Origin of the sequence: Enterovibrio norvegicus DSM 15893 (assembly GCF_900115495.1) — a bacterium.
Lineage (GTDB): Bacteria > Pseudomonadota > Gammaproteobacteria > Enterobacterales > Vibrionaceae > Enterovibrio > Enterovibrio norvegicus.
Window position 1 is genome coordinate 51,350 of sequence record NZ_FOWR01000021.1, and the last position, 12,422, is coordinate 63,771.

The window sequence follows — 12,422 nt, forward strand, 5'->3', positions numbered from 1 at the left end:
TTCGTTGGCGATATCGCCTTCGTCTTCCCTAACGCTCCCTTTGGAGGCCATGTCAGGCGTTGTACTTAGAGTATGGAAAGGAGGTGGGATCTCACCATCACCCCTTGGTTGGCAAAATCTCATACTTTCGACGGGTAGGCGGAAAGAAGGAGGAGAACACGGTGCGTGTATCGCCATTTTCTTTTTGTTTTTTCGCGCTAACCCACGTCAAAAGTACATCATGACCCACCATGATTTACCTGTGTGTTTCATCACGCACGAACGTATTTGGCGTTCGTTGGATGAGGCGTTCCAGCGACTTTTTAAGGCCTAGGCGCACTGCGGAATCGTCAGTAGTGAGTATTTACGCTGTGGCATAAGGTGCATGTCCCGATTTCAATAATGGGGGCGAGAGGAGATATGAGGGGTGAGATAGGAGATACGAGATACGAGATACGAGAAAGAGCCAGAACAAGAAGAGATAAGAGAGAAAAGAGAAAAGAAAACAATGCCGAGCACAGGGCTCGGCATTGAGGTGCAGATATTAAAACCGTTAGCTTTTCGGCAGCTTAAAGGTCCATACCGTGCCACCTTGGTTGAAGTTTTTCACGCGCTTGGCAACGTCTCCGCCCCATAGCGGCACCGCACCACCCCAGCCGGATAAGACAGAGACATATTGCTCGCCGTCCATTTTCCATGTCACAGGGCTACCCACGATGCCTGAGCCGGTGTTGAACTTGTAAAGCAGCTCACCCGTTTTGTCGTCGAAGGCCATCAAGTAACCTTCAGGGTTACCGGTGAACACCAAACCGCCTGCCGTGGTGAGCACACCGCCCCACAGTGGCGCGTAGTTTTTGAACTCCCACACCTTCTCGCCGGTTTTCGGATCATAGGCGCGGAGCACACCGATGTAATCATCGTTGTTCGAGCGAATAGTAAAGCCCGCCCCTAAGTAGGCTGCACCGCGTTTGTAGGAAACAGGCTCGTTCCAAATGTCCATGTGCCATTCATTTGCAGGCACATAAAACAACCCCGAGTTTTGGCTGTAGGCCATCGGCATCCAGTTTTTACCACCAAGGAAAGAAGGCGCTGCAATCACGGTTTTACCCTGCTTGCCGTCTTTCACTTCACTCGGGTCACCCGGGCGGTTTTCATCAACATACAAAGGACGCCCTTTGTCATCGAGGCCTTTCGCCCAGCTGATTCTATCAACAAACGGGAAGCCGCGAATGAAATCGCCATTGGTGCGATTTAGCACGTAAAAGAAGCCATTTCTGTCCGCCGTTGCTGCCGCTTTCACGGTTTTACCGTCTTCTTGATAATCGAACGAAATCAGCTCATTCACACCATCAAAATCCCAACCATCGTGTGGCGTGGTTTGGAAATGCCACACAATTTTTCCGTCATCAGGGTCGATCGCAAGGCGTGATGAAGAAAAGAGGTTATCGCCCGGACGCATGTGTGAGTTCCATGGCGCAGGGTTACCCGTACCAAAAAAGAGCAAATCTGTGTCGGGGTCATACGTTCCGCCTAACCACGGCGCGGCACCGCCACTTTTCCAGAGGTCGGCTGGCCATGTTTTTCCTGGTGCGCCACCTGAGATGCCGTTTTCGATTTTCTTTCCATCTTTGTAGACGTAGCCCATGTGGCCTTCAACGGTTGGGCGTTCCCACACCAGCTTACCTGTCTTCGCATCATACGCGCGCACTCTCCCCACAATCCCAAATTCACCGCCCGATACCCCTGTGATGACGTTACCTTTCACAATGATCGGTGCAGCGGTAATGGAGTAACCGTCTTGGTAGTTATCGACGGTCTTTTTCCAACGTACCTTGCCCGTTTTCGCATCCAGTGCGACGAGCTTGGCATCCAAGGTGCCAAATATCACCAAGTCGCCATACAGTGCGACCCCACGGTTGATCACGTCACAACACGGCATGATGCCATCAGGCAAACGTGCATCGTATTGCCATAATTCATCGCCGGTTCTGGCATCAATGGCGTACACCCGCGAGTAAGAACCGGTCACATACATCACGCCATCTTTGATCATCGGCTGGCTTTCTTGGCCACGCTGTTTCTCACCGCCGAGGGAGAACGCCCACACGGGACGGATCTCTTCCACTGTCTCTCGGTTTATCGCATCCAGTGGACTAAAACGCTGTCCTCTAAGGCCGAGGCCGTAGCTCACCACATCGTCTGTGGTGGCCTGATCGGCGAGGATATCTTCATCCGTGACGCCCGCATAAAGTGGCGATGATGCCAGCGCGAGCGAGAGTGCGGCAAATAGCGCACCGCGTTTAAATGACGTTACTGTCATGGGAATACCTCTTCGTTAGCTAACTGCTTTTCAGCAACTAGGTGTCCATTGAGAATCAATAAATCCTGTGGGTAGTAAAACCACGATGTCCCTTTTCGTTGAATTCAGACCGAGCGCTGCCCAGCCTCTTTTTCTGTGGTTGGCAAAAAATGCATCCACACGAAGAATCAGGCGAGAGAGGAACAAACCGTGTTGTTTTACTGAAAGGCGATATGTCGATCGCTTGTTTAGATGTTTTGGTTAGAACCAACCGTGACGTGTTTTCAAGGGGATTGTGCGAGCATGGCAACAGGCTCAACATTCTTCCCTTTTTCATTGTTATCCCTTGCAGACGCCGTGCTCGGCGCGATATCAACAAAGCGCATCGGCACTTTAAAATCGACCCCATATTGCGTCGCCCAGCGGGAAAAGTCTCCAGAGCGAATGTGCGCAAGAACAATGTCTTCGAGGGCATACGCCAATTGGCGATAATTGTTGTGTACCGCCATGCCCAACTCCCAATCCGCGCGCCCCAATAAAGGGAACGCCAATTCGGTGAGCACAGGCTCGGTGTGTTGATTGCCCTGTGATGTTTGATTGCCTTGTGACGTACCTTGATGCGACGGGGAATTCAGCCATTCCAACTGCGAACTCATTCCCATCACCATGGCAACGTCACCAAGGTTCAACGCATCAAATGCATCATTTATGGAGGCATAAGTACGGGTATTTTGGCGAAAACGCCCACCGTAAGCCGTGGTCAAAAAGAACTGCGGCACGGTGTCGACTTCAACGCCAACAGGGTGATATATAAACCGCGCAGCGGTCTGAGGACGTTCAAGTTTTGCCATGTCATACGCCAGCAGCCAGCGCTCTCTTTGGTAAGGCGCAAACATGTGTACAAGCTCATGGGCGGGCAACCCTAAATCGTCTCGTTGCAAGGCAAACTCCCGGTCGTAAGGCACGCGCAGCATGACATCGGCTTTCACCCGTCGTCCGTCTTCACTGGTTAAGTTCATGCCTTTCCACAGGTAATTTCGCATGTCATCTTCGACGGTTTCGTCCGGTGTCATCCAACGTAAATCCAACGCCACACCCAAGCCATCAGCAAGGGCCTGCGCCAATGCCACGTCAATGCCAGACGCTTCGCCTTGCGTATTAATAAAAGAATAAGGAGGGAAATCTTTGTACACCGCAATGCGGATACTGCCACTGGCTTGAATGTCATCATAAGAACGCGCATTCACGGGCGAACTCCATGTTAACCAGCCCATCAAGATCATTAGCCAAATGACGTTAATCATCAGCCAAAGTCTGGCAAACACGGAGAATGTTCGTGTAAACAAAGCCATGTTCTCTCCTCCCTTCTTCACTGCGCTGATTAGCCGTTTTCAGGCGCCACAGATTCAAGCCAGGTTCGAATCGCCCACAGCGCTTCTTGGTTTAAGTGTTCGGTCATTTTGGGCATATACACCGCGCCATTTCGCACTGCGCCATTTTGGACTCGGTAGATGTACCACTCATCGCCGTCGTAGTCGGGAGATAGGATGCGAAGGTCAGGGGCTATGCCACCAGAAATGCCTTCTAGGCCATGGCAACGTGCGCAGTTTTGGTTATAAGCAGACGCGCCAATACGTTCAATTTCAGTTTTCACCTCCCCTTCCACATCACGGTAGGGGTTCGTTTCTGTCCACTCCGCACCTAGGGTAGGAATGCTTGATGTGTCGATTGATTGAGGGGTGACATCTCCGTGTGCGAACACGGTGTGAGATGACAATACGGCGACCAGCGCGAGGGCGGTAATAATACAAATATTGCGTTCAACGTTTTCCATGTCACTCAGACTCCTTCGTTTTTCGATGCTTGGAAAAGTGTAGGGGCGGGGCGGATTTGACGACATGCTACAAAGGCGGGGAAATCCCTCATTCTTTAGGAGGATTTTTAACAAATCGACGGCTTGTCGTTGGAAAAAGAAGGAGCCACTGCATACAGTGAAGGCGTTGATAACGTTGGAGTGTGTCGCATGGCAGAAGACAAAAAATGCAGCAATACATTGATTATCAAAAGCCTCTTCGTCTTTTTCAGCATGTTTATCGTGCTGGGATTGTCATCGTCCGTGAAAGCCGAGGTCGAAATGAACATTGGCTTACTTCGTCAGCCTTCCACGGTCACCACCGCCGTTCCTGAATACCTGCGCGCCGCAGACAATGACGGCGAGGCCGGTGCTATGCGCGCCATTGGGGACGCTAACGGAACAGGTAAGTTTCTCGGTCAAAAATACACGCTTAACAGCCAAACCAGCGATGACATAAACACGCTCATTGCCACGGCGACATCGTGGTATCAACACGGCACACGCTTTTATCTCACCGATCTCAATACCGCAGAGTTAACGAAGCTTCGTCAATCGCTACCTGACGATGCTGTTCTGCTCAATTACGGCAACGCGGACGATGCGCTTCGCGAATCCCTTTGCTTACCGAACACACTGCACACGGGCGTCAGCTATGCCATGCGCGCTGATGCCATTGGGCAATGGCTCCGATTACGCCGACTCAATACCGTCTTTTTAGTCGCGGGGCCTAACGCGGCTGACCAAGCTTCTCTTGCTGCGGTTAAAGCCACGCTCAAGAAATTCAATCATCGCGTGGTCGATGAAAAGGTCTGGAATTTTGACACTGACCTTCGACGCACGGCCTCTCAAGAATTACCGCTTTTTACACAAGCCAAAAACTACGACGTGGTGTGGGTGGTGGATGAAAGCAATTCATTCGGTCAGCACCTGCCTTTTAATACATGGCTCCCCCGCCCCGTCATAGGCTCTCACGGCATGCGAAGCGACGGCTGGCATTACGCGATCGAGCAATGGGGTGCCATTCAGCTGCAAAATCGCTTCAAAAAAGACTTCGAACGCCCCATGACCGCCAAAGATTTTGCGGCTTGGGTGGCGATACGCACCCTCAATGAAGCCGTCACCACACTTAACACGGCAGAGGTAAAAGACGTTCAACGCTTTGTCCTCAGCGATCGTTTCCAATTAGCCGCTTACAAGGGGCGCAAGCTCACTTACCGCACGTGGAACGGGCAACTTCGCCAGCCTGTTCCCCTGTTTTATTCGCAGGCACTCGTCGCTACTGCTCCATTTGAGGGCTTTCTTCATCCGCGTAACGAACTCGATACGCTTGGGTTCGATCAAGCACAAAGTCAGTGCCGCCTTTACCCGACTTTTTAAGGACATAGGATCATGAATCGTTTCACTCATCTCATCCCCCTCTCCGTTACCATGTTGTTCGGCGCATCGCTGCTTAGCCTGTCACTGATCAGTACCAGTGTGTCAGCCAAAGAATTGGCTTACGTGGCCAATGAGAAAGATGACACCGTCAGTGTAATTGATATGGACTCGCTGACAGTGATAAACACCTTTGACGTTGGCGACCGCCCTCGCGGAATAGAGATCAGTAAAGATCAAACCCAGCTGTATATTTGCGCGAGTGAATCAGACACGGTGCAGGTCTTCGATCTCGATTCCGGTCAGATCGCGGGCGAGCTTCCGTCGGGGGAAGATCCTGAGTTGTTTGCCCTTCACCCTGATGGTAAACGCTTGTATATCGCCAATGAAGACGATGCACTCATGACGGTGGTCAACATTCCTGATGCCAGTGTTATCACGCAAGTGGAGGTCGGGGTAGAACCCGAAGGCGTGGCCGTTAGCCCTGATGGGAAGCTGGCTATCATCACCTCTGAAACGTCCAACATGGCGCATTGGATTGATACCGACACAAATGCCATGGTGCACAACACCTTGGTCGATGCGCGCCCGCGCTATGCGGAGTTCAGCCCAGATGGAAAACAACTCTGGGTAAGCGCAGAAATTGGCGGCACCGTGTCTGTGATTGATACCGACAGCAAGGCCATCATCAAGAAAATCAGCTTTGCACCCAAAGGCGTGCATAAAGACAAAGTGCAACCTGTCGGCGTGAGACTCAGCCAAGATGGCAACACCGCCTTTGTTGCTTTGGGCCCTGCAAACCACGTCGCCGTGGTGAATACCAAAACGCTGGAGGTGGAAGATTACCTGCTGGTGGGGCGTCGCGTCTGGCAAATGGCGTTTAACGCCGCACAAGACAGATTGCTGACCACCAATGGCGTCAGTGGCGATGTGTCCGTGATTGATGTCACCAACCGCAAGGTCATCAAAACCATTAAGGTGGGCCGCTACCCTTGGGGTGTCGCGGTGCGTCAGGTCAACTGAATCCGTATGCTCGACATTCATTCCCTTAGCCATACTTACGGCCAATCAAGCGCTGCAACACATCGCGGGGGGCGACAAGCGCTGAATGACATCAACCTGTCGCTGGGCGATGGGTTACACATGTTGCTGGGCCCTAACGGCGCAGGGAAAAGCACCTTATTTGCCCTGCTCACACGCTTGTTGCCCGTTCAGTCGGGCTATGTGCATTTGCTCGGCGAGCCCCCCAATCGTCAGACCATGGCGAAATTAGGCGTGGTGTTTCAACAAAGCACCCTCGACCTCGATTTAACCGTCGCACAAAACCTCAACTACTACGGTGCGTTACATGGCTTTAGCGCGACACAAACCCAGCAGCATGCCGCCCCTTTACTTGCTCATTTTTCACTGAGTAATCGCCTCAATGACAAGGTGCGCACCTTGAACGGCGGCCATCGCCGACGTACAGAATTGGTTCGCGCCTTGATGCATTCCCCCTCCATATTGCTGTTGGATGAACCCACCAGCGGCCTTGATCCCAAAGCGCGCGCATCCTTGTCGGATGCCGTGCGATCCTTGTGCGAACAGAAACCATTGTGCGTGTTATGGGCGACACACCTCATCGAAGAGGTTACCCCAACGGATGATGTGGTGGTGTTAAACAAAGGTCAGCTGAAAGCCCATGACTCTGCGAGAAACCTCGTCGCTTTTTATCAAGTAGAATCCTTGTCTGAGGTGTTTTCTCAACTCACTGATGAGGACATGCAATGAGGTATTGGTATGCCTTCGTTGGGATTTGTTACCGTGAATGGCTGCGCTTTTTCTCGCAACGCGCACGCTTCGCAGCCAGCCTCGTGAGGCCGTTGCTTTGGCTGGTGGTGTTTGCTGCGGGCTTTCGTGCCGCCCTTGGCATTGCGATCATGGAGCCTTACGCCACCTACATCAATTACGAGGAATACATTCTGCCCGGCCTTTGCGCCATGATATTGCTGTTCAACGGTATGCAAAGTTCGTTATCCATTGTCTATGACCGAGAAATGGGCAGCATTAAAGTGCTGCTAACCAGCCCGCTCCCTCGCCCATTCCTTCTGCTATCAAAACAGATCGCCAGTGCCATTGTGAGCGTCTTACAAGTGGGGGCATTTTTGGTGATTGCAGCGCTGTATGACAGACCGCTCGAGCCAATGGGCTATGTGATGGTGATCCCCGCGCTGTTTTTAACCGCGTTGATGTTGAGCGCGCTCGGCATCGTGATCGCATCACGCATTCGCCAATTAGAAAACTTCGCAGGCGTGATGAATTTTGTCATCTTCCCCATGTTCTTTCTTTCGTCCGCGCTCTATCCATTGTGGAAGATGCAAGAAGCCAGTATTTGGTTATATGAAGTTTGCCGTTATAACCCGTTCACCTTTGGCGTTGAGTTGATTCGTTTTGCCCTCTACCAACAGTTGAATGTCACGGCATTGTTGGTCGTTGGCGGGTGTACGTTACTTTTCGTGATACTCGCAGTAGCAGGCTTTCAGCCCACGCGAGAAAAAAACAAAGGTGGGCCGCCTTAATACTCACTTCTCACCGCTAGAAACAAAAAAACCGCGCCAACGCGCGGTTTTCACTATTCAGAACGGGCGATTAGAAGTTGAATTCAACGCCGCCAAAGAAGCCATCGTTCATGAATTTACCTTGGTTAGCACCAAAGTAGTTGAAGTCGTAATCTTGAACGCGGTAACCCGCTTTAAAGTTCAAGTCTGCTGCAACCAAGCCCAGCGTGAACAAAATACCCGCTTCACCATCAACGGTGCTGGTTTCGTCATAGCTACCGAAGCTGAAGCTACCGAACAGAGACACAGGCGTTGCAGGAATGCCTAGGCGAACATCACTGTATACGTTTGGCTGCCACTCATCGAAGTTACGGCTTTGGAAACGGCCTTCGAATTTTTGCAGGTTCAGACCGATGTCGAAAGAGATCAGGTCGTTATCCAAAATTTCGTAGTACGCAATGAAGTCATACTGCGTGAAATCAGTATCAAACTTTTTCGATTCAACGCCGGTGTAACGTACTTTTGCGTTAGGAACCAAAGGAATGAAATGCTCAAACGCCGCGTAGTAAGAACCTTGAATGTTGGCATCATCTGCACGCACATCGTTGATTTTTGCATCCGCATACCACGCGTCTGCACCCACTTTGGCCCCAAGAAGCACCGCTGCTTGCGCAGGCATTGCAAATGCACCAGCCACTGCTAACGCAGCAAGAGAAAGGTTCAGTTTTTTCATTGAAAGGGCTCCGCCTAACTTTCTATTGGATTATGTTTGCGAGCACTATAGCAAAAACGAGGCAAACATTCCGCACAAAACTGCCTAGTTTTTATGCGGAATGATTCATGTTTATCGCCTAATTATGAGGGGCATCAGACCCTCATAAACAATAGACTAGTATCGGCGGGCACGCTGGTAGCGACGTGTACGTTTCGAACAATATTCACGGTACTGGGTGGCATGCTTATCTCGACCTTTCAGTAACCAGACAACAACGGCAATCAAGATAATCCAAGGCAGCATTTTGAACATCAGTCCAATCATGCCAGCCAGTGCCATCACGATGAATCCCACTGCCACCGCAGCAATAATGCCAATAAAGCTCAATCCCGTTGCTAACAAGGCAACCGCAAAACCAACCAAAAATAGAAACTCAATCATCAGACCCTCCTAAGGTACTCAGTGACTTTTCCTTTGATAACGTTATTGCACGAACCTTGCCAACTTTCATATTCCTTTATTATCAGTCACATAAACAAAAAGGCGTTACCCACAACGGATAACGCCTTCAAAGAAATGGTAAATCACACCAACTAATGCGGCATTTTTAACCATATCGGGTTAAGTCTGTGTTGATGCTGTTATACATCCAATTCCGCAGGAATTTTCGCGAGTGCAGCTTCCAGCACTTCGATACCTGAACCTGGCTTGTGCGCGTTCTCACTGATGTAACGACGCCATTGGCGCGCACCTGGCATGTTCTGAAACATACCCAACATGTGGCGACTGATGTGGTTAAGGTAAGAACCGTTACTCAATTGCTCTTCGATGTAAGGGAACATTGCTTTCACCGCGTCGCTGCGTTTGATGATTGGTGCATTACCACCAAACAAACGATTATCGACTTCAGCTAGCATATACGGGCTTTGGTAAGCTTCACGGCCTATCATCACGCCGTCCATAAACTTCAGGTGCTCTTCCGCTTCTTCAAGGGATTTGATGCCACCGTTAATTGCCATGGTCAGGTGTGGGAAATCTTTCTTCAATTGATAAACACGTGGGTAATCCAACGGCGGGATTTCACGGTTCTCTTTCGGGCTCAACCCTGACAGCCATGCTTTACGCGCATGAATGGTGAAGTTGTCGCAACCCGATTTCTCGTTAACTGTACGTACGAAGTCCACCAAGAACTCGTAGCTGTCTTGGTCATCGATACCAATGCGGGTTTTCACCGTGACAGGAATATCAACCACGTCTTTCATTGCTGACACGCATTGCGCCACCAACTCAGCTTCACCCATTAAGCACGCACCAAAACGGCCATTTTGAACACGGTCAGATGGACAACCTACATTCAGGTTAATTTCGTCATAACCTCGCTCAACCGCCAACTTGGCACACGTCGCCAAATCAACGGGGTTAGAACCACCCAACTGAAGTGACACGGGATGTTCTTCTTCATTGAACTGAAGAAAATCGCCTTTGCCATGAATGATCGCGCCGGTTGTCACCATCTCGGTATACAACAACGCGTTCTTCGACAAAATACGGTGGAAGTAGCGGCAATGGCGGTCGGTCCAATCCAGCATCGGCGCAATGGAGAAACGGGCTGACGGGTAAGACAAACCCTCAGACATGCCGCCTGATAATGGGTTTTGGATGTCAGTGGTTTCGTTAAGCATGGATCGACCTCGTTGCACTCTGTAACGGCAAAGTGCTGCGAAAAGCAACACCTAATAAAAGAGAGCGGATTCTACCTCAAAGTATGTATCACTCCAACTCAACCGTTCAGTGAAGAGCTTGATAAAACAAAAAAGGAAATAGAGAAAAAATAAAACCCAGACGGGGCTGGGTTTTTAAGAAAAGCGATTAGATATAAATTGTATTAGTCGGCTTTTGATAAAGTTCGTTGAGAACAGCGATAAATATCGGCAATAACTGAAATAGACTCGTCATCATTACTAATTATTTTTGTTATATGGTAACGATTTCCACTAAGCATGTACGCGGCATTAGATAGCTCTACTTCTAAGTGTTCAGGTACCGTCGAAATAGAATTAGATGTGATAGTTTTACAACTATTACTGTCAATCTCAGTAAAAGTCATAGGCTGCACACCAAAAGCCCCTGGCAATAATAGTGGTTGCTTGGTACTTCTTTTAACCGTTTTCTTACTTGGGGTTTCAGCTGGATTTTGGCTAACTTCATTTTCGTAACTGCTAAAGTTTGCAGCCGGTTGACCATTAATATCTACAACTCCACAGTTTAAACCACCATCTCTCAAGCATGTCTGGTTTGCGAGGTCGACGGCTCGGTCAATTGAGTCAGCCCCCCAAGCAGCTCCCGCTTTACCATTAGTACCAATTGAATACGCTTTGTTGTCTGGCTGGAACTTGTACTTCTCATACAATGAGGTTTGCCCAGTAGTGGCCTGACAGCCAGTAAGAATTATTGCTGAAGCAATACACCCCAATCGAACAAATGTCCTGATTTTCATTAACTTGCCTTTGTATATTTTTTGGTTGTTAATTCTACCAACCAATGCATATTAAGAATATCTACAATGCACAAATGAACGATTAGGATTTTTGTTTCAACTCATGAAAATATATGATTAAACATTAAAAGAAACATATGCTTCTTTCTTTTTTAACCAATTGATTACTCAGGGCACCCTTCCAATTTATAGATGGCATAGCCGTTCTGGTTAAGCGCTTCATCATATTGCGGTAGGTCTGCTGTAGTGTGGCAAAACGCACAGTTACCCGATTTGACCGTGGCGTCAGCCTCGCCAATCTCTGCCAACCATGCTTTCGCATATTTCACCGCCAAATCATCATCTTTTACGCGCATCAACACATCGAAATGCAAGATCTTGCCAGAAGATGCTGTCGCATAAGTATCGTATACATGTATTGCCATTGTCGATTCTCCTTATCTTTAATATTGGTATCGTGTCGATACTTTTATTTAATATAAGGATCCTGCTATGCTTGTCAACATAGTTTCGATAAGAAACAAATTGACTAAGAAGCGAACATGAATAATATCGAGCCTATCTATGACATCCTTGAACGCATCACGACCTTGTATCGCAACGAAGTCCGGCTCATCGGTATTGAGCATGGCTTACACCCTGTGCATCTTGAGGTGATTTACTTCCTTTCTCGTTGTAACAAATACAGCGATACCCCCGCTGCCGTCACAGAGTTTTTGGGCATCACCAAAGGTACGACGTCGCAATCAATCTCCCTCTTAGAGACAAAAGGTTACATCTACAAGAAAAAAGACCCGATCGATCGTCGCGTGTCACATTTGGTGCTCACCCCCCAAGGTCAAGCTATCGCAAAAAAAGCCATTCCTCCCCAATCATTTAAACAAGGTTTAGAGAGCTTGGGCGACGAGAGTGCGCAATTGAAAACGCAACTGGAAGCCTTATTGAAAAACATACAATACAGTAATGAGTCGGCGAGCTTTGGTTTGTGTAAAACATGTAAATTTCACACACCAATGTCAGATGAGCATTTTTATTGCGCGTTGACGAAAGAAACGTTAGTGAAGGATTTCGGTGAGCTAATATGCCGCGAACATACCGAATCTAAATAAACGCTGTATAAACATAAGACTAGTGTGATTTTGGTTAGCGTCTCACCTCGACTAAGT

13 protein-coding genes are annotated in these 12,422 nt (G+C 49.2%); 5 read left to right on the plus strand and 8 right to left on the minus strand.

Translation table 11 applies throughout. The features are described 5' to 3' along the window. Positions 1-532 precede the first annotated feature (532 nt). The 3 genes from BM082_RS14265 to pedF form a co-directional block, all read right to left on the minus strand. Positions 533-2,299, minus strand: a complete 1,767-nt coding sequence (locus BM082_RS14265) for a PQQ-dependent methanol/ethanol family dehydrogenase (RefSeq protein ID WP_017013302.1) — start codon at positions 2,297-2,299, stop codon at positions 533-535. Between the two features lie 263 nt (positions 2,300-2,562). After that, on the minus strand, positions 2,563-3,630 hold the full coding sequence (locus BM082_RS14270) for a substrate-binding periplasmic protein (protein ID WP_074927453.1): 1,068 nt from the start codon (positions 3,628-3,630) through the stop codon (positions 2,563-2,565). Positions 3,631-3,659: 29 nt separating this feature from the next. Beyond that, complete coding sequence (gene pedF, locus BM082_RS14275; protein WP_017013300.1) at positions 3,660-4,112, minus strand: cytochrome c-550 PedF; 453 nt, start codon at positions 4,110-4,112, stop codon at positions 3,660-3,662. 189 nt (positions 4,113-4,301) lie between these two features. Here pedF and BM082_RS14280 point away from each other — a divergent pair, with 189 nt between their 5' ends. Genes BM082_RS14280 through BM082_RS14295 form a run of 4 tightly spaced genes read left to right on the plus strand, consistent with a single transcriptional unit; the run spans position 4,302 to position 8,065 of the window. After that, on the plus strand, positions 4,302-5,510 hold the full coding sequence (locus tag BM082_RS14280; RefSeq protein WP_241810459.1) for an ABC transporter substrate-binding protein: 1,209 nt from the start codon (positions 4,302-4,304) through the stop codon (positions 5,508-5,510). Positions 5,511-5,522: 12 nt separating this feature from the next. After that, positions 5,523-6,530 carry a YVTN family beta-propeller repeat protein gene (locus tag BM082_RS14285; protein WP_017013298.1) on the plus strand — a complete coding sequence of 336 codons (1,008 nt, stop codon included), beginning with the start codon at positions 5,523-5,525 and terminating at the stop codon, positions 6,528-6,530. A 6-nt stretch (positions 6,531-6,536) separates the two neighbouring features. Further along, entirely contained in the window at positions 6,537-7,277 is a 741-nt protein-coding gene (locus tag BM082_RS14290; RefSeq protein WP_017013297.1) for an ATP-binding cassette domain-containing protein, read from the plus strand. Then, the gene (locus BM082_RS14295) at positions 7,274-8,065 is read left to right on the plus strand and encodes an ABC transporter permease (protein WP_017011242.1); all 792 of its coding nucleotides are present in this window, start codon (positions 7,274-7,276) and stop codon (positions 8,063-8,065) included. Before BM082_RS14290 ends, BM082_RS14295 begins: the two co-directional genes overlap by 4 nt. Before the next feature lie 70 nt (positions 8,066-8,135). Here the strand turns inward: BM082_RS14295 and BM082_RS14300 are convergent, their stop codons facing one another. The 5 genes from BM082_RS14300 to BM082_RS14320 form a co-directional block, all read right to left on the minus strand. Continuing rightward, the gene (locus BM082_RS14300; protein WP_017013296.1) at positions 8,136-8,777 is read right to left on the minus strand and encodes a TIGR04219 family outer membrane beta-barrel protein; all 642 of its coding nucleotides are present in this window, start codon (positions 8,775-8,777) and stop codon (positions 8,136-8,138) included. A 156-nt stretch (positions 8,778-8,933) separates the two neighbouring features. Then, positions 8,934-9,200 (minus strand): envelope stress response protein PspG, encoded by a 267-nt coding sequence (gene pspG, locus BM082_RS14305; RefSeq protein WP_017011244.1) that lies wholly within the window; start codon positions 9,198-9,200, stop codon positions 8,934-8,936. A gap of 200 nt (positions 9,201-9,400) precedes the next feature. Beyond that, complete coding sequence (gene dusA, locus BM082_RS14310; RefSeq protein WP_017013295.1) at positions 9,401-10,441, minus strand: tRNA dihydrouridine(20/20a) synthase DusA; 1,041 nt, start codon at positions 10,439-10,441, stop codon at positions 9,401-9,403. Between the two features lie 203 nt (positions 10,442-10,644). Further along, the gene (locus BM082_RS14315; RefSeq protein ID WP_017011246.1) at positions 10,645-11,256 is read right to left on the minus strand and encodes a hypothetical protein; all 612 of its coding nucleotides are present in this window, start codon (positions 11,254-11,256) and stop codon (positions 10,645-10,647) included. A gap of 164 nt (positions 11,257-11,420) precedes the next feature. Next, positions 11,421-11,681, minus strand: a complete 261-nt coding sequence (locus BM082_RS14320; RefSeq protein WP_017013294.1) for a DUF2024 family protein — start codon at positions 11,679-11,681, stop codon at positions 11,421-11,423. A gap of 117 nt (positions 11,682-11,798) precedes the next feature. Between BM082_RS14320 and BM082_RS14325 the strand changes: the two genes are divergently transcribed. After that, on the plus strand, positions 11,799-12,365 hold the full coding sequence (locus BM082_RS14325; protein ID WP_017013293.1) for a MarR family winged helix-turn-helix transcriptional regulator: 567 nt from the start codon (positions 11,799-11,801) through the stop codon (positions 12,363-12,365). Positions 12,366-12,422 lie beyond the last annotated feature (57 nt).

What these genes read in the sequence shown, in the direction of transcription:
- BM082_RS14265 (WP_017013302.1), bottom strand. Translation starts at nt 2,299, where the DNA reads ATGACAGTAACGTCATTTAAACGCGGTGCGCTATTTGCCGCACTCTCG.
- BM082_RS14270 (WP_074927453.1), bottom strand. Translation starts at nt 3,630, where the DNA reads ATGGCTTTGTTTACACGAACATTCTCCGTGTTTGCCAGACTTTGGCTG.
- pedF (WP_017013300.1), bottom strand. Translation starts at nt 4,112, where the DNA reads ATGGAAAACGTTGAACGCAATATTTGTATTATTACCGCCCTCGCGCTG.
- BM082_RS14280 (WP_241810459.1), top strand. Translation starts at nt 4,302, where the DNA reads ATGGCAGAAGACAAAAAATGCAGCAATACATTGATTATCAAAAGCCTC.
- BM082_RS14285 (WP_017013298.1), top strand. Translation starts at nt 5,523, where the DNA reads ATGAATCGTTTCACTCATCTCATCCCCCTCTCCGTTACCATGTTGTTC.
- BM082_RS14290 (WP_017013297.1), top strand. Translation starts at nt 6,537, where the DNA reads ATGCTCGACATTCATTCCCTTAGCCATACTTACGGCCAATCAAGCGCT.
- BM082_RS14295 (WP_017011242.1), top strand. Translation starts at nt 7,274, where the DNA reads ATGAGGTATTGGTATGCCTTCGTTGGGATTTGTTACCGTGAATGGCTG.
- BM082_RS14300 (WP_017013296.1), bottom strand. Translation starts at nt 8,777, where the DNA reads ATGAAAAAACTGAACCTTTCTCTTGCTGCGTTAGCAGTGGCTGGTGCA.
- pspG (WP_017011244.1), bottom strand. Translation starts at nt 9,200, where the DNA reads ATGATTGAGTTTCTATTTTTGGTTGGTTTTGCGGTTGCCTTGTTAGCA.
- dusA (WP_017013295.1), bottom strand. Translation starts at nt 10,441, where the DNA reads ATGCTTAACGAAACCACTGACATCCAAAACCCATTATCAGGCGGCATG.
- BM082_RS14315 (WP_017011246.1), bottom strand. Translation starts at nt 11,256, where the DNA reads ATGAAAATCAGGACATTTGTTCGATTGGGGTGTATTGCTTCAGCAATA.
- BM082_RS14320 (WP_017013294.1), bottom strand. Translation starts at nt 11,681, where the DNA reads ATGGCAATACATGTATACGATACTTATGCGACAGCATCTTCTGGCAAG.
- BM082_RS14325 (WP_017013293.1), top strand. Translation starts at nt 11,799, where the DNA reads ATGAATAATATCGAGCCTATCTATGACATCCTTGAACGCATCACGACC.